This is a genomic window from Parabacteroides sp. D25 (genome assembly GCF_000307475.1).
GTDB classification, from domain to species: domain Bacteria; phylum Bacteroidota; class Bacteroidia; order Bacteroidales; family Tannerellaceae; genus Parabacteroides; species Parabacteroides distasonis.
This window is the reverse complement of the sequence record NZ_JH976501.1, coordinates 48185-65289: the sequence shown is the minus strand read 5'-3', so window position 1 is coordinate 65289 and position 17105 is coordinate 48185. Positions and strand designations below refer to the sequence as shown.

The following is a 17105-nucleotide window of genomic DNA, read 5'->3' as shown; positions in this document are numbered from 1 at the left end:
AGGTGCATGACGGACCCTAGCGACTTTAAAATCCTTCCTTCACGATCCGTTTGATCGGGAGGAAGAATCGTTCGATCAAGCGTAATTCTTCCGTTACGATCTCCGCGGAGGCTTGCGTCTCGGGCGAGACGGGCAGGTCGATACCGTAATTGGTTCTCAGCCCCTCTGGAAAATCGATATCCGCCGTATAGTACTCGTCGGTGGGGACCAATGAGATATTCGATACCACGCCGTTTACCACTCCAAACTCCTGATCCGGGAAATTGGAGAAACGGACGATCGCCCGCTGGCCTCTCCGGACTTTTCCCGAGCGTGCTATCGGTATGCGCACTTTCCCCACCAGCCGGCCCTCGCCTTGCGGTACGACGGTGAAAGCCACCTCTCCGGATGGGATATACTGGTTCTCATTCCAGTACTTGGTGAAAGTCACGACACCCCCTACCGGGGCGATGAGGCAATAACGCAACCTCCACTCGTTCATGCTGTTCAGCAATTGTTCCCGGGCGGTCTGTAATTCCTGCCGTAGCGTAAATTCTTTCTCGCTCCGCTCCAGCGTCAGATCCAGCAAGGATTGCTCTTGCTCCCCGATCTGTATCCTGAGATTCTCAGCCGAGGCTGCCGCCCCTTCTAGCGAATAACGGCTTTGCAGTAGGGAAGCCCGTGCGGTCTCATGCTCGTAGGAGGAAATCACGGACCGGCTATACAATAATGAATCCCGGGCGTATTGCCGCCTTGTCAAGGCGAATTGCTCCGAGAGGGTCTTCCGCTGCCGTTCGGTCTCGTTATAGTAAGCCTTATACAACGCTATCTGTTTGCGGATGGAGGCCATTTTTTGCGGATAATAATCGATCTCCCTGTAATTGACGCAGGCATGGAGCGCCGACAGTAGTCCCGAGTAAGCCGCTTGCATATCACCCAGCGATAGCTCCTTGTACTTTGATAATGCCTTGTCCAGGCTATCCACGTCGCTTCCGGATCGTTCCAACGCCTTATCCAGATAGATGGCATCGTCCGTGTCGGCGTGATTCTCTATGACCGCCAGCCAATCCCCCTGCCTTACCGGACGATTATCCCTGACGAGCAGCTCCTGTATCTTCCCCGCCGCCCGTGTCACCACCGCCGTTGCGGGATGTTGCCCCGTCAATGTCATGTCAGCCGTGATCACGTCAGGATACTTGAAGAAACAGCTCCCCACCAGCAACGCTACGACCACGAGGAATAACAGCGTTATCCCCCACCGTACGATCCAGGCCGGCACTTGCCCCATCACCTCCTGCACCTCCTCGCTCCTCAGCTCTATGTCCTTATTTCCCTTCTCCAACTAATTTTCAATTCTCAATTTTCAATTCCCAAGCTCCAACTGGTTCTTCACCAACTTATAATAAGTCCCCCGCAAGGCCGTGAGTTCCTGATGCGTCCCTTCCTCCACGATGCGTCCCTTGTCCAGCACCACGATCTTGTCCGCGTCACGTACCGTGCTTAGCCGATGCGCCACGACCACCACCGTCCGTCCTTTGTAGAAGGCGTGCAACTGCTCCATGATCTCCCGCTCGTTGTTGGCGTCCAAGGCGTTCGTGGCCTCGTCCAGGAAGATGAAGTCGGGATTCTTGTACACCGCCCGGGCGATCAGGATACGCTGTCTCTGCCCTTGGCTCACTCCGTTTCCCTCCATGCCGATCTTCGTATTATAGCCCAGCGGGAGCGAGTCGATGAAATCCCGGATATTCGCCACCGTCACGGCATGCAGCAGGCGTTCCTTGTCCACCACCTCTTCGCCGGGGGCGATGTTGTTGGCGATCGTATCCGAGAAGATAAAACCATCCTGCATGACCGAACCGGTCTTGCTACGCCATACGTGAGGATTCAAGTTCTTGAGGGAGGTATCGCCGATCCTCACGTCCCCCTTGTTGGGGTTATAAAAACCGAGCAGGAGTTTCACGATCGTCGTCTTCCCGCTCCCGCTGGCCCCCACGATGGCGGTCACCCTGTTATGGGGTATCGTCAGGTTGATATCCTCCAGCACGTAATCCCGGTCTGCGCCGTCATAGCTGAAGCTGAGGTTTTCCAGCCGTAGCGTCCTGTCATCGGGGAGAACATTCAGCCTTATCCCGCCTGCCTGTTCCTCGTCCTCCTTCCCGTGTATCTCGCCGAGTCGTTCCAGACTGATCTTCGCGTCCTGTAGGGACCGTGAGAAATCGATCAATTGCTCGATAGGCGAAGAGAGCTGCCCCACGATGTAGGTCACCGACATCATCATACCCAGCGTCATATCCCCTTGCACGACGGCCCGTGCCGCGATGAAGGAGATGAGTATGTTCGTGGTCTGGTTGAAAAAGACCGCCCCGAGTTGCTGGTATTGTTGTAACGCCAACCCCTTGATCCCTATCTTGAAAAGTTTTACCTGTATCCGTTCCCATTTCCAGCGCATCTTGGTCTCGCAATTATTCAGCTTGATCTCCTGCATGCCGGTGATGAGCTGGAATAGGTTGCTTTGTTCCCCGGCCGCCTGCGAGAAACGCTTTACGTCCAGCTCCCTCCTCCATCTCATGAAAGCGAGTACCCACGCCACGTATAACCCGTTACCTACCAAGAAGAGTCCCAGTATCGTCCAGTCGTAATAGGCCAGCACGAACCCGAACACGATGAAGTTGACGAAAGAGAAGAGCGTATTGATGGATGTCCCCGTCATGAAAGCCTCGACGCGGTCATGGTCACCGATGCGCTGCATGATATCGCCCACCATCTTGGTATCGAAGAAATGCAGGGGCAGACGCATCAGCTTGGCGAGGAAATCGGAGATCAAGGCGATATTGATCCTCGTGTTTACGTGCAGCAATATCCAGCTCCGTATGAAGTCCACGGATAGCTTGGCGATAAAGATCACTAATTGCGATATAAGGATCAAGGTTATGAAACCCAGGTTGTTGTCCCGTATACCGGTATCCACCAGGCTCTGCGTGAGGAAAGGCAGGATGAGTTGCAGTACACTGGCGGTCAGCATGCCCAGCACGAGCTGTGCCATCTCACGCCTGTAGGGCGATATATATCGGAAAAAGAATCCGAGGTTACGTTTCCTGTCTCTCCCCTCGTCCTCCATCCCGTAGAACTCCGGCCCCGGTTCCAGCAAGAGCGCCGTCCCGGTATCCTGCCCGTCCACCTTGGTACTGACCCAGCACCGCTTGAACTCCTCCCTCGTATAGGTGATAAGTCCCGCCGCCGGGTCCGCTATGTAGAACTTCCCTTTCCTTATCTTGTAGCAAACCACGAAATGCCATTGGTTCCAGTGCAGTATGCAGGGTAGGGGACATTCCTTTTCCAATTCCTCCACCGTGATCCGCACGCCCTGTGTCCGGAACCCGATCGCCTCCGCCGCCTCGCTGATACCGAGCATAGAGACCCCTTCCCGTGTGATGAAGGCTTTCTCCCGTAAGTTCTGGATCGAGTACACACGACCATAGAACTTGGCGATCATACGGAGGCAGCTAAGACCACAGTCCTTTGCGTCTAGTTGACGATATATAGGGAACTCTAAAATCACAAAACAAATCTATTATAAAATTCTTGCATACAAGAACTAAATATTTCAGACGTATAATATCTCTCATAGCGTAGACGAGAATTTTTAGCCATTTCTTTTCGCATAGAAGAATCTTTTAATAATATTAAAAGTTTAGATTGTAATTCATAGGTATTTAAATCTGTGTGATTCTCATATTCAATGATTGGTATATGATATCCTGAGACTCCATCCTCTATCATTTCTGATAAACCTGTAGATGTACTTGCAACAAGAGGTATCCCATACATCATCATTTCAATTGCCACATAACTACATTGTTCATGGAATGATGGTAATACACCAATATCTGCGATTTGGTATAATTTGTATAAGTCTTCTTTATTTAGTTTTCCAGTAAATGTAATCTTATTCCATGTTGGATTGCAAGAATTTAAATAGTAAGAATAAAACCCATCTCCTACAATAACTAAATGGCAATAAGGGTCAATTTGCAGTAGTTTTTTGAAAGTAAAAATTAATTCTCCCAGCCCTTTTATTTCATCTAAACGACCAACAAAAAGAATAATTTTTTCTTCTTTACTAAAAAGGAAATTCTTTTTAAGATTCAATCGTTTATCGCTATTCAATAATATAGATTCATCTTTAAGACCATTATATAAAATACAAAATTTGTTTATAGGTAAATCATATATTTTACTCAATAGATTTTGTGTACTATTTGACAAGCAAATAATCTTATCAACTTGTTCAAATACATTTTTTTCTTTTTCGCATATTTCTTTGATATTTTTTTCCAAAGGATTTTTGATACTGTCTAATTCTTTGTAAAGAATACTTTTTAAATAAGAATAATTTCCTTTTATTTTAAAGCACCAATCCATATAATGAATAGTAAAGCAACATCGTCCTTTAGAAAAAAAAGCACGAAATGTATTTAACAGATGAATGTGCTGATAATAATTGATATGTAATATGATATTCTCTTTACTATGCGAGCTAAAGTAAGGAAATATTAGATACCATATATTCTTATAATAAGTTTTTATTCTAATTTCTGGATCATTATTTTGTATCGTATCAGGTATATGATAATAATCTATATCTCCTTTGCGTTCTATATAAAAATCATTTTTTGTTGAACGACAACATATCACGCTAAGATGAATCCCTTGCTTCTGTGAAAGAATTAAACAAAGTTGCTTTATATATGTGCCAATTCCATATTGGGATGCTCTGGATTCTTCATTAACAAGAATAATCTGTATCATATGCTTGTCCTATTTTATTTTGTTTTCAACTTCCCTATAAAAACGATACAATTGTCATCATCAGTAATTTGATTATTCAACTTCTTCACTTTACTCAATACTTCTGGGAATAATTTTTGAGTGGAAGTCAGAACCTTTTCCAATTGCTCTTTTAATGCGTAAGGTTCCATGATCGCAGTGAAATAACCTCGATTGAAGGACGGATTGGTAGGCCCATCTATATTCCCTAGCATATTCCATTTCAAATTCACGAAACAACCTTTAAGGCTTTGTTTGTCTACTAGGATTTTCGGGAAACGGGGTAACTCATTATTCCATGAGGTCTGTGTATACCAAGTGACTAGAAAGTGATTGGGCAGCTCCGTGAAATAATGGCAGATCGGCTCATGACCCGTATGCATCGTAAAAACAGGGTGTAGCGTATTCGAGTCTATGTCATAATGATAAAGTGTGTCTTGCGAGGCTATACAATTATGAAGATAGAAGTCGGAAGCGGTGGTATTCAAGGATTCCCGTACCTCATAATCGTAAGTGCTTGGGATCAACATGAATTGGTCGGAGACCGGATATTCTTGGATGATATTGCCTTCGAAATCCTGCGTCCAGATCAATGCGGTGGGAGTTCCCTGAAAAGGTATGCACATGACGGTTACTGTTTTTTTCTCGGCATTGATGACGAACCGGCCTTTATGGGTTATATAGGCCAGAGGAATGTGTTTTTGTGGCTGCCCGTCGAAGTCAAACACTAATATCTTAGAGGCACGAATCTCCATTAGATAGATTTTATTATTACTTTCATCTAAATACTGATCATAAATAAATAGGTTATATTCATCCGGCCCTTGTCCTTGGGAGGAGATCTTTCTGATGAAATCCCCATTACGGTTATAGAGCTTACATGAAGAACCTGCCCTAAAAGATTTCACAAAAATATAATGGTCACTCACGGCTATATGGGTATCTTGCCCTGCGGCGGTCAATGCGTCTTCCGAGTTTTCTAGGCGAATAACTTGAAAGGAAGAAAGCAAGGAGCTTAGCGATAAATTGAATGTATCCTTTACGGAAGAAAAGTCTAAATTAGTCACCGGATCTCCTTGCAGATTAATAACCTGTGCTATGACTGGGCAATTATCCAAGGTCAACTTTCTGGATACATTTGTCTCTTTATTTCCGCATGAGGAAACAATCGTTAGTAACGTGATCGATACGTAATATATGATTCTATTCATGACCTTATTGATTTAAATAACACATATTATATTCATTGGCTACTATTTCATAATTAGATATAGAAGGACATAGATACTTGTTTACGCAGTTTTTGCATGAAACATAATCTCTTGTAAAGAACCAAGGTTTAAAATAGTTTTCTATTTCAGAATAAACAATTTCAGACAATTTTTGATCTTGAATATTTCCAATCGTAGGAAAGTTTACGTTAGAATACACTTCTCCTGTAGGGAAAATGGTTAATTTGCCAAAAAGATTATCATTCAGTATTTGTTTTCTGAAAATATGCTGTTTTGTGTTTTTTTGTTCTATAATATCTTTAAAATCATTATAAATATATTCTTTGAAGAAATCCATATTATCTCCTGTATACCAAGGTATATAATCAACATTTGTGAATTTCCCGAGGTTGTTTTTAGATAAAAAAATAACGTCATTCTTATTAGAAGCGATTAGACTCCAAGTGATATTATATTCATTAAATAAGTTTATATAACTATTTAACTCTTCATAATCTACAGGTAAATGAACCATTATCATTATTGAAAATTGCGGATTTGTTAACAATTGTTTCAAATCTTCTTTGTTGTATTTTTTATATGGTAATATTATCTGTGTTTTAATACTGTACTGGCGGGAGAGTGATAACAGATAGGAAAAAAGCTCTTTTTTTTCTATTGTAGCCGGTATGATATTTATTTTATCTATTTGACAAATAGATAATTGTTCTATTATCTCTAGATATTTTGCATGTGATAATTTTTGTTTTTCTGTATATGTGGGATATAAGAATTGCTTATAGCAATCTTTATACATTGGATTTAAATCAAAACCTTGATTTTCTAAATAAAAGGTCACTTCATGGAGATGAAATAGTGCATTTTCTCCCAGTAAATTGTATTCTTTTGTCTTTGGATTATTAGGATGATGAAGAATCCGTAAAATAGGCTTAGAGATAAAAGGTGGAATACCTCTAATGTTTTTGATTATATCACCTGAAAATGTATTCCTTATCTTTTTTATGAATTCTGTAAATTGCGAATCTCTTAATTGATACTCATAAATACCTACACAATAGGTTTTATTTGTATTATGAAGAATTGATAAGACTGTATTTATTGTCTTTCCATATAGGGAACAATCAATATAAGTTGAATTTAATGTATTGTATATTACATATTGATTTTTACTGTAAAAAAGAAATGTGTAAGATTCTAAATAGAACCAATGAGTATAATTTTCCATGTTCAATCTATTAATATTTCGTTTTCTATTCTATCTAATAAATCAGGATGCTTTTCTAAAGCGTATATGTAGGTGGAAAAATATCGATTGACATCTTCATTTCCAAGATAATAAGGACATACGGTTTGACCTTCCTCATCTTTGGGTAAATAAAACACGCAGATCTCACAATTTTTCCACAACAAGCATTTTTTGCATTTATCAACTATAGGAGTATAAAGTTTCAAATACAGTTGTTTAACTTCCTTGCTATCCAAATTTATTTTACCATCTCTCACATAGCCTAGCGGATACTGTTGTCCAACCTTCTCGCAAGGTAATATTTTCCCTTGTACTGTCAAAAATATCTTTTTAGAAAAAGGTACACAGGTGCTTGTTGGAAAATATTTGATATCTTTATCTTGGAAAAATAGGTCTGGGATGGTTTTGTAAGTATTGCCAAAATACGATTGCATGAAAATATCTAATTGCACAATATGGGAATCATCTGCAATCTCCTTCAAATAGCTACTTCCACAGTTTACCGCTTGCTTTATGCTGTCTTCTTTAGAATGAAACATTCTATTAAATTCTTCTTTCTTGTCTTCAGCAATTCCATTTCTATTCAATTCAGATATATAAGGTGTTTTGTCAAAGTTAGTCTTTATGTAGCTATAAATTTGATCAACAGAGTTTTTATCGTGCAATACAGAGTTGAAATTTACATTGGAATCAAAATAATTAGGATGATTATCTTTTAATTTTTTGATATTAGCAAATACAATATCGAAAGACTCTTTCCCTTCCTTTTTTACCCGATATATATTATTCTGTTTGGATCCATCAATGCTTATCAATAAATGCACATCATTCTCGACAAGATAATTCATATATTTAGGCAATAATATCGCATTTGTCGTTAAATTATATACAAATGTTATCCCCTTTATCTTCACTGCATTTAAGTAGTTAATTATTTTTTCAATTAATATCATATTGACTAAAGGTTCTCCTCCAAAAAATCCTATGTTTATGGTATTATTGAATGATATATTACGATATGATTTCCATAGTGATATTAAATAGTCAATTAGAATTTTAACATTATTAAATTCTTGTTTGCCTCTATTGCGTTCATCTTGATTTGAATATAAGTCTCCATAACTACAGTATTTGCAAGATAAATTACATTCATCCGTTACCTCAATAAGTAATTGATTTAGGTTTGCTAACTCTGATTCTATACAAGAGGTATCATATTCAATCTCCATATTGGGGATTTTTTTCTCGAAAAAATTATTCTCTCTCAAGAAGAAATCTTTTTGTTTATAATATTCATATGCATTCTTGTCCATATCTATATCAACATATTCATTTTCAGAGGGAGACAATAATATGCTATTTATATATGAACTATAAATATATGTATATCCGGATTTTGATATAACTGGTTGTATCATAATTTATTATTTAATTAGCTTTTGATATCACTAGCATTTCGCACATATTGAAATTGGTATAATAGTTAATTGACATTCAATATCTATCTTAGTGGAAGTAAGAACTTCTTATTTCTTTAATAAGAAATAAGAAGTTCTTTAAAGTGACAGATATCCGCTATAAGATACATCTTATAACAGAAAAATCTTATCTTACTTCAGAAAAGGTTAGTAACCCCATCCATATCCACCACCCGGAGAATAAAGATCTCCTGAATGATTTGCGCTAGCATTAGCTGAGCCGCCTCCACCTCCGCAAATGCAGCATCCACCGCCTTTGAGTTTTTTTAGCTCTTTTTTTTCTAACTCATTTTTGCTGAGTTGAGAAAGTTTCAATTTACGTACTTGTTTCATAACGATAAATTTAAATTGTTTATAAATATGAAATTAGCCAGAATAGACTGGTGTTTCTTCTAATATCCATCTAAGTCCATATCCTGAACTTCCTTGATGTAGACCAAGTTCCCATGAATGGATATCCTCATTTTTGGGAAATGATCCTATAATTTGCAATATAGCTTGTTTTTTATCCAATATTATCTTATTATTACAAATAAGATTCCATTCTAATAAAAATAGATCATCGAAATTTGTATGAATTGCTGTTATATCTGCGTTGTTAATTCGTATATTTATATAACTAGATATTCCCATTAGTCCTGTCTCCAAACTAAGATCTTTTATTCTTCGTAAATCCCGCTCCATGACTTTTTTATCGATTTCTGTAAGGATTTCATTGGAATCCCCTTCCATGAACCCATTTTGAATTAGATATTCGATTCCCCAGCCGATTCCACATAATCCAGTCTCCAGATTTATAGGCAATGTCTCTGGAATATTCTCGCAGATTTCTTCGAGCAGTTCCCCTGCAAAGTCATCATATATAGCTGAGTCTGTATATCTTGCGTAGTGCGCAAAGAATAGCACAACTCCCATCTTTCCATGGAATAAACCAATATCCTCTATGTCGATTGAATGCAAAATCAGATGATTCGCTATTCTTCGTAATAATATGTCTTTTTCTGTATTCATCTTACCAACACTCAATTTTAGTATTTAAATCTTTTGCAAAGCCTAGCAATAATTCTTTTTGATAAGTTTTGCTTGATGTCAAACAAACAACCTTACTTGGGTTTAAGATTCGTAAAATCGTCTCAAACGTATTTGCGTATAAGAACAGTCTAGGAAAATTTTGTTCAATGCTATCATTCTCAAATACCTTTTGTTCGGAAAATTCAACTTGTACAGCTGTAACTGTTTCCGGTAGTTCTGTATCATCTGGAATCTCATATTCAGATAATAATAGAATTGGAATCTCTTCTTTTTGTAAAAAAGTCGATATATGAGCCAATTCTTCCTTGTCCACTAGGTAAACCAAGCAACATCTTTTATATGGAGATAAAAGCTTTGTCCAAAGATGATTATCTATATTAAAGTTATTTGTGGTATTCCTTTTCTTTTCTATCCATTCAAAATGATTCAAGAAATTAGAGATGTTGTGAATAGACTCCTCGATAGATTTTCCGGCGATACGGGAACGTATATAATCCATTTGTTCTTTCGAAATGAAAGACAGTATATATACGAACAATGCGTTTTTTATGGAATGGTTGCCAAGCATGAGTCTTAGGGTATCCCGGACCTCATATTCTTGAATAGCAGTTCTTATATATTCTTGTATGATTGTATCAAACTCGATTTTGTATTTTCCCAAATCCAGCGAACTCATCTTTTCTTGAGACTCCTCTTGTCTCCAATTTTCCAATGTGCGCCAAGGAATTGAATGACGTTGCGCAGAATAGAAATAAGAAAACATGGATTCAAAGCGTGAACGTATGAATAAATTTTTCCTTCTTTTCAGCTTTGAATAATTACATTTCTTGAATTTTTCTAGAGAAATGAAGCGATCCTTTGCTTTTTCATACCAATATTGATAAGTTTCAGTGTGCTTTTGAAGACATGGACGTAAATGAAACCATATCAGACCACCATCAAATAGCTTTTTATTGTGAAACATTACTTCCAGAACTTGATTGTAGCCGGGAGCTTTTGGCAAATAACAAGCTTGGTAGGTCATTTCTTCAGAGACCTCGAAAAAGAAAAGATCTCGCACTCCGTTGAATGGGCATAGAATGTCCCGGTAGGTTGTGTCTATCTTTTCGTCTCCTAAAAAAGTAAGCCATTCTCCGTTTTTTTGTAACACATTGATACCAGAGAGGGATACCAATATTTTATCTTGCTTGATTCTTTTTTTCAAATAGGAAAAATAGAAAGGAACCATCTTTATCGCTAACCAGTCTTGCCATTTTCTTTTTGGACTTTTGTCCTTTTTAAAATTATGCAGGTAAGATGTATATAGCTTATAAGCAATTTGTTCCAAAGGGTTGATCCGGACTTTTTGCTCGGTGCGGTAGGCATCACAATATTTTTTGAATGATTCGGAAAAAAATAGCTGATCTGAATCTATCTTGATCGCATAGCGATAGGTTACTTTTGAAATCGCATAATTCGTGTATCCGGAAAGGAGATGAATTGAATCCTTCGGCAAATTCATGGTCTCTTGGAATTGTTCATCCGTTAAATCTATAGGATAGATATAGGGTTGGTATTCAAAGATTTTGATCTTGTAGGGGTATTTGCTCTGTTTTCTTTTAAGTATATTAGCTGTCTCATCTGTACAATTGTGATATACCGCAATCAGCTCATCTAATCCTTCAATACAGGACTCTATGCAAGCGTCTAGGAAATCCGCACTGTTTTGGCAGCGCAATATACCCGTTACCCCTAAAGGGCGTTCTTTTGTCAATTGTGATAAATCGACAGTGTATTCGGTATAGTCCTGTTGCTTAGAGCTCATGGTAATTAAATTATTGATTCATTTCTAATTGATTTTGAGAAAAACAAGTTTCCCAAATTTTTTTCTGTATATAGCTCTCTCTATAAGGACTATATGGCAAATCTCTTTGTGCATCTTCTCCTATGTACTCTTTTCTAAACATTAAATATGTATGATAATCTTTTAGTGTATCGTCATTCAAAATTTCTGTTTCTTGTATCTTTATATCTATATCCGATAATACATCTTTGATCTCACCGGTAATAAAACGTTCTCTTAATAGATAGGTGATTCCCCATCCAATGCCACATAATCCATCTGACAAATCAAGAGATAAATCATCCGGAAGCTCCATTATAGATTCTAATATCTCGTCCGCGAATTGTTCATATAAAGCATCTCCACTATAACGACTGTATTCATAAAATAGGATAGTCATGCCTAGCTTACCGTTATACAATCCGGTATGCTCTAGAGCCTCTGTTTTCAGTACCCCGTAACGGAGTAGGTCTTTTAGTATGCCTTTGTATTGAATGAATAACTCTTTCATATCGTTCATTAATTGTAAAATGAAAAATTCGTACCCCAGCTACCAAAAAAATAATGAGAACAATATGCTTCCTTTATTTTTTCATGGAATGAGGCGGTCTCTCCCTGATAGATATATGAACCCATGTCATCTTTCGTCACAGGCGTTACTTTTGAATAAGGGAAAAGAGTAACCTTGTATCTTTTCTTCAAGGTATTAAATATCCGTGATATCATCAATGGGCCTGTTGTATGCATCACCTTTTGTGCTGGATAGTCCCGTAACATTGCATCAGTAATTTCTTTTAAAATGTCTATCCATCCTCCGCATCTTGGCTCAGAAACCATAAATGCATTTCCTATTAGGGTGGACATACTTGAGTTGAAATTATGCTCCGGGGGCTCTTCGCCAAATCCTATCATCACGTCTTCTAATAATGGCTCGATAGGCTTAAAACATTCCGTATCCAAATCCGTATAGACTCCCCCATATACATATAATATCATATAGCGAATCGTGTCCCAACGTTGTACATTGTATGGAAAACTTCTATACATGGAAAGATACTCCGGAAAATGTTTTTCTACCAACTCATCCATTTCCTCTCCGTTCCAAAGGTGATATTCCCAATCTGGATTCTGCTCTCGCCAAGTTCTTGCCAAGATTTGTAAGCGGGTGGGCATACATGGTTCTGTACGCCCCTCCCAGACTTGATGTATGATTTTAGGGATTGCCATATGCTTTATTTAATCTCGAATTCTCCAACTAGCCATCCTAACTTATGAATCAAGACTGCTTGGTATGTGTCTGTTTCTATCCCGTCCAATGGAATGTTGATAATATCTCCTGTTTCTCCGGAAAGTATATTCTCATACATTATATTACCTGCATGATCCATGATGCGGATCGTTAGATCATTTAATGCTTCCGTGAAATGAACACTCAAAATATTTCCTTCTATAGATAAGGTAGGAGGTAATACGTGGATGGAGCGATAACGTTCATCATCCCATTTCCCGTGTGCCGGGATGTCATCTCCATAAGCAAATGTGATGGAGAGAAATGATCCTAAAAGAATACATAAGGCTAACAAATGTGTTTTCATAACGCTATTACTATTTTTATTAGTAGTGTAATTACGATTTGTGTTGATAAAGATCAGTGAAAAAGCAACAGAAAAATGAACAAAAAACGAACAAGAGCATAATTATGCAAAAAAGATTTGTGCATTTTTTGTTTAGTTCCTTGGCTGATATCTAGTATAGTGTTATAAATTAGATATATAGCAGTCTAGATCTTTGGCATTTCCCTTCTTGCCAGTTAACTTCTCATATAATCTTTTTCGATAAATGGAGGCGTTTCCCAAATTGAGTAGGATCGCGATCGCTCCCGGCTTTACCCCTATTTTGATCAGATAGCAGATCTTTTTCTCGGATTCGTTCAAGGGAACAGACTCTTGTAAACCTATCGCAAAGTTGGGGAAACACGCTTCTACCGTAACGAAAAGCTTGTTCCAATCGTCGTTTGTTGGAGTCCAAGATATGGGGGAGCGAAACTTGTCATACAATCGTCCTACCTGTAATTGCGCTAACTTCTCCTTCCTTGTTTCCTCTTGGTTTCTTAAATTGGAATTCTCTGTTTTGAGGATGGAAATGTCTCGCTCCAGGCTTTCTTTGATATGGGATAATTTCTCCTGTTGTTGTTCTTTTATTTTATGTTCCTGTATGTCATGTAGCAAACTATTCTTGACAGAGGACAAGTCTTTTATCTCTTGCTCTTTTTTAAGGATTTGTTTCTCATTGTCTTTTAATCGTCGTAATGCGTTTTTTCGCTCCTGCCTATAACGGATGAACGTGAAAATGCTTCCTACTAGTAGAACATGGCAGCCTATTATGGATAAAGTATAAAAGAACTTCTGTTGGGAAGCGTAAAGTCGTGCTTCCCATAAGTCTCGCTCAATGTCATTGTATGAATAGAACGCTTGTACATTCCGGATAGATTCGGCCTGCATTTCCTTTTCTATAGAATCCCGTATCGACTCGTATCTATGGGATAATGAAGCTGCTAGCTCCCATTGCTTTTGAGCGAAGGCGATTTCTTTTAACTGGAAAAGTCCTCCGGCACGTGTCTTAGGCAAAGGTGCGGAATCTGCGCATGCTTGTAGGTAGAAACGAGCTGAGTCAATTTGACAGTTTTTTTTATAAAGTTCACCAAGCACTAGGTATACGGGATATTTGGCTTGTGGTTTCACTATATTTTGTAAAGATGTCTGTAATAATCCATGTGCTTCTTCCAAGCGTTGTTCTTCTATATAAAGGCCGGCCAATTCCGTATAAACGGAAGGGAGGATGTTCTTTCCCATTAAGGCGATCGCTTTTTGGTTACAGATGATCGCACTGTCTTGATATCCCAGCATCAAGAAGGTTCGGCCTAAGTCCCGTAACGCAAATACTTGCCCCATTGAGTCTTTTAGCATACGGAAATCCTCAACGGCCTTTTTCTGAAAGGGTAACGCTTTGTCGTAAACCGTTTGGTAGGTATAGAGCATACCTATATTATTATTGATTCTGCCGAGTAACGCATAGTCCTTAATCTGTTCCTCTTCTCTCAATGCCTTGAGATAATATTCCTGTGCCTTTAGGGGCTGATTTAAGTCTTGGTTGATCCGCCCCTTATAGAACCAAGCTTTCGCTTTTCGTTCCAGATCGTCTGTTTCCTCATAATAATCCGTCGCGATCGTGATCAGCGAGTCGGTTTCATGCTTAACAAAAGTCTTGTCTTGTGCTTCTGTTAACAGCAAATAATAATGTGCCTTATCTTTTCGGGATAGGTTTTCTTTGTTCTCTATTTGTTCAAGGAGCATTAACGCGCTATCCGGATGTTGAGGCATAAGGTTCTCTACTTTCCGGAAGTCTATGGTTTGATGCCCCATCCCATCGCAAGAGATCCATATAATAGGTATTAGAATTAACAGGAAAACAATGTTTTTCTTCATTTGCGTGTTATTTGTTGAGGGTAAAAATAATACAAAAAGACGAGAATATCTTGGCTGGAAATCCCGACTTTTTGGATCTATTTTTATTACCATTAAAACATATTGAATAACAGACGGTTACACTAGAAGCAAGTCATCCGTTTATGGCTTGACAAGTGAATAACTAACGAGTAGGGGTAGCCGTCAGTTAACGGCTTGGGAAGTGATCAGTTATTCACTTGAGAAGCCTTTTCCCAGAGAAGATATACTTACTTTGCCGATGAAGTATATCTTCTCCGGGCATAGAATATATACTGCGTTGGCCAAGTAAGTATATATGGATAAAAATAGGACTTTTTCACCCTACCAGCCACCTCTCGATATTCCGGGTCTCGGAGGAGAAATTCGCGCCGATCTTTAAGACCTCCCGGTCGTCTCCGGCGAAGGGTAGGGCATAACCTTTCTCCTCGATCTGCCGCAGAGCCTCCTCTGCGGTTCCGTTCAGCTTGAACTCCATAATATAGACGTAGCGGTCGGTTTGTAGGACGAGGTCGATGCGTCCATTCGAGGTGTGGTATTCCACTTGCGTGTACAGTCCGACCAGCTTGAAGACGATGAAGAGCACGTTGCGGTAATGCAGCTCCGTGTCCCGTTCCGGGTTCCGGCCAATAATCGCCTCGTAAGAGGTATCGGCGAAGAAGCTTTGTAGGCGGTGGAAGAAGGCGTCGTAGTCTCCTGCCCGTACCTCTCTCACAAAGCGGCCTATCTCGAAAGGAGACTTCGAGGCTTGAATGTTCGTATAGAACGGCAGTAAGTATTTCATGAAACCCTCCTCTACCTCTTGGTTGGGGAAACCTAAGCGATAGATCTTGAATTCCGGCTCGTAATCCTTGATCGTGAGGTATCCGCTTTGGTAGATGACGGGGATGGGATTGTTCGAAGCGGAGTCGATGCTGTTCAACACGTCGGCGTCGGTCTCGGTGTTGGCCATGTCGTACAGGTCGTAATTCGTTCGTTTCAGCAACTCCACCAAGTAAGTGGGCGTGCCCGTCTCGAACCAATAATCGCTGAGCCGCATATACTTGAAGGTATTCAGCAGGCTGAAAGGGTTATAAATGCCCGGTCCCCCGGCCACGAAATGATAGCCGTCGTACCGTTTCCGTAGCAAGGATCGGGCCTCCTCGTATGTCCGCTCAAGGGCAGAGGCCAACGTATGGATGTCCTCATCGAAATGCGTACGCAGCTCCGTTTCCGTGATGCCGCAAATGGCGGCGTAAGGCTCCCGCATGGATATATCGTCCAGATTGTTGAGGTCGCTGAAGACGCTTACCTTCCCGAACTTGGTCACGCCGGTCAGTAGGGCGAAGCGTATAGCCCTGTCCATAGTCTTCAACACACCGTAGAAGGGTTTGAGCATGTTCCGGAACCGGTTTTGCATCTCTTCGTCGTGCAAGTTCTGTAGCAAGGGCTTGTCGTACTCGTCGATCAGGATCACGGCCCGCTGTCCGGTTTTGCGGTAGGCCCGGTCGATGATTCCGGCGAAGCGGAGGGGCAGGGTCTCCTCGGTAGGCCGTGTCCCATACTCCTCCTCATATCTGGACAAGGTATCATTTAATATCTTATACAAGCTGTCAGGGGCGTCGTAGTGGGAGATATTCAAGTCGAAATGCAAGATCGGATGCTTGGTCCACTCTTTCTCCAGCTTCTCCATGGCCAGTCCCTCGAACAGCTCCTTTTTCCCTTGGAAATAGGCCTCCAGCGTGGATAGCAGCAGACTCTTCCCGAATCGACGCGGGCGGCTGAGGAAATAGTAGCTTCCTGTTTTCACCAATTGATAGATCAAGGCGGTCTTATCAATGTAGAGATAGCCGTCCTTGCGGATCTTCTCGAAGTTCTGTATGCCGATGGGGTAAATAGTCTGGTTCATATCGTCTTGTGTTTAATGTGACTCATAGACAAAGATATGAAAAAAACACGTACATGTTTTCAAAAAAAGACGTACATGTTTTCGGAAAAACACGTACG

Annotated in this window: 14 protein-coding genes; all 14 read right to left on the bottom strand. The window is 40.1% G+C overall.

Annotated elements, in window-relative coordinates:
• Window positions 1-25: 25 nt before the first annotated feature.
• Complete coding sequence (locus HMPREF0999_RS03960) at window positions 26-1321, bottom strand: HlyD family secretion protein (RefSeq protein WP_009275222.1); 1296 nt, start codon at window positions 1319-1321, stop codon at window positions 26-28.
• Between the two features lie 21 nt (window positions 1322-1342).
• Entirely contained in the window at window positions 1343-3538 is a 2196-nt protein-coding gene (locus HMPREF0999_RS03955) for a peptidase domain-containing ABC transporter (RefSeq protein ID WP_009275221.1), read from the bottom strand.
• A complete protein-coding gene (locus tag HMPREF0999_RS03950; RefSeq protein WP_009275220.1) occupies window positions 3535-4788 on the bottom strand; it encodes a TIGR04157 family glycosyltransferase in 1254 nt (417 codons plus the stop codon). The genes HMPREF0999_RS03955 and HMPREF0999_RS03950 overlap by 4 nt, the downstream gene beginning before the upstream one ends.
• A 14-nt stretch (window positions 4789-4802) precedes the next feature.
• Complete coding sequence (locus HMPREF0999_RS03945; RefSeq protein ID WP_009275219.1) at window positions 4803-6017, bottom strand: 6-bladed beta-propeller; 1215 nt, start codon at window positions 6015-6017, stop codon at window positions 4803-4805.
• Between the two features lie 4 nt (window positions 6018-6021).
• Window positions 6022-7263 carry a TIGR04150 pseudo-rSAM protein gene (locus HMPREF0999_RS03940; RefSeq protein ID WP_009275218.1) on the bottom strand — a complete coding sequence of 414 codons (1242 nt, stop codon included), beginning with the start codon at window positions 7261-7263 and terminating at the stop codon, window positions 6022-6024.
• 2 nt (window positions 7264-7265) lie between these two features.
• Complete coding sequence (locus HMPREF0999_RS03935; RefSeq protein ID WP_009016696.1) at window positions 7266-8702, bottom strand: radical SAM peptide maturase; 1437 nt, start codon at window positions 8700-8702, stop codon at window positions 7266-7268.
• A gap of 207 nt (window positions 8703-8909) precedes the next feature.
• Window positions 8910-9095 carry a TIGR04149 family rSAM-modified RiPP gene (locus tag HMPREF0999_RS21745; RefSeq protein ID WP_005860066.1) on the bottom strand — a complete coding sequence of 62 codons (186 nt, stop codon included), beginning with the start codon at window positions 9093-9095 and terminating at the stop codon, window positions 8910-8912.
• A 33-nt stretch (window positions 9096-9128) separates the two neighbouring features.
• Window positions 9129-9773, bottom strand: coding sequence for a lanthionine synthetase LanC family protein (locus tag HMPREF0999_RS03930; RefSeq protein WP_009275217.1), 645 nt, complete (start codon window positions 9771-9773; stop codon window positions 9129-9131).
• A gap of 1 nt (window position 9774) precedes the next feature.
• On the bottom strand, window positions 9775-11598 hold the full coding sequence (locus HMPREF0999_RS03925) for a hypothetical protein (RefSeq protein WP_009275216.1): 1824 nt from the start codon (window positions 11596-11598) through the stop codon (window positions 9775-9777).
• A 10-nt stretch (window positions 11599-11608) separates the two neighbouring features.
• Window positions 11609-12127: a hypothetical protein gene (locus HMPREF0999_RS03920; RefSeq protein WP_011967179.1), complete on the bottom strand. Its 519-nt coding sequence runs from the start codon at window positions 12125-12127 to the stop codon at window positions 11609-11611.
• A gap of 8 nt (window positions 12128-12135) precedes the next feature.
• On the bottom strand, window positions 12136-12843 hold the full coding sequence (locus tag HMPREF0999_RS03915; protein ID WP_005860074.1) for a glycosyltransferase family 32 protein: 708 nt from the start codon (window positions 12841-12843) through the stop codon (window positions 12136-12138).
• Between the two features lie 5 nt (window positions 12844-12848).
• Window positions 12849-13211, bottom strand: a complete 363-nt coding sequence (locus HMPREF0999_RS03910) for a DUF3244 domain-containing protein (protein WP_009275214.1) — start codon at window positions 13209-13211, stop codon at window positions 12849-12851.
• A 162-nt stretch (window positions 13212-13373) separates the two neighbouring features.
• The gene (locus HMPREF0999_RS03905; protein WP_009275213.1) at window positions 13374-15101 is read right to left on the bottom strand and encodes a tetratricopeptide repeat protein; all 1728 of its coding nucleotides are present in this window, start codon (window positions 15099-15101) and stop codon (window positions 13374-13376) included.
• Between the two features lie 337 nt (window positions 15102-15438).
• Complete coding sequence (locus HMPREF0999_RS03900) at window positions 15439-17007, bottom strand: ATP-binding protein (protein WP_009016698.1); 1569 nt, start codon at window positions 17005-17007, stop codon at window positions 15439-15441.
• Window positions 17008-17105: the final 98 nt, after the last annotated feature.

Bases quoted from the DNA above. Each gene is read 5' to 3' on its own strand.
- HMPREF0999_RS03940 (WP_009275218.1), bottom strand. From the start codon at position 7,263: ATGGAAAATTATACTCATTGGTTCTATTTAGAATCTTACACATTTCTT.
- HMPREF0999_RS03945 (WP_009275219.1), bottom strand. From the start codon at position 6,017: ATGAATAGAATCATATATTACGTATCGATCACGTTACTAACGATTGTT.
- HMPREF0999_RS03920 (WP_011967179.1), bottom strand. From the start codon at position 12,127: ATGAAAGAGTTATTCATTCAATACAAAGGCATACTAAAAGACCTACTC.
- HMPREF0999_RS03915 (WP_005860074.1), bottom strand. From the start codon at position 12,843: ATGGCAATCCCTAAAATCATACATCAAGTCTGGGAGGGGCGTACAGAA.
- HMPREF0999_RS21745 (WP_005860066.1), bottom strand. From the start codon at position 9,095: ATGAAACAAGTACGTAAATTGAAACTTTCTCAACTCAGCAAAAATGAG.
- HMPREF0999_RS03935 (WP_009016696.1), bottom strand. From the start codon at position 8,702: ATGATACAACCAGTTATATCAAAATCCGGATATACATATATTTATAGT.
- HMPREF0999_RS03910 (WP_009275214.1), bottom strand. From the start codon at position 13,211: ATGAAAACACATTTGTTAGCCTTATGTATTCTTTTAGGATCATTTCTC.
- HMPREF0999_RS03900 (WP_009016698.1), bottom strand. From the start codon at position 17,007: ATGAACCAGACTATTTACCCCATCGGCATACAGAACTTCGAGAAGATC.
- HMPREF0999_RS03950 (WP_009275220.1), bottom strand. From the start codon at position 4,788: ATGATACAGATTATTCTTGTTAATGAAGAATCCAGAGCATCCCAATAT.
- HMPREF0999_RS03930 (WP_009275217.1), bottom strand. From the start codon at position 9,773: ATGAATACAGAAAAAGACATATTATTACGAAGAATAGCGAATCATCTG.
- HMPREF0999_RS03905 (WP_009275213.1), bottom strand. From the start codon at position 15,101: ATGAAGAAAAACATTGTTTTCCTGTTAATTCTAATACCTATTATATGG.
- HMPREF0999_RS03925 (WP_009275216.1), bottom strand. From the start codon at position 11,598: ATGAGCTCTAAGCAACAGGACTATACCGAATACACTGTCGATTTATCA.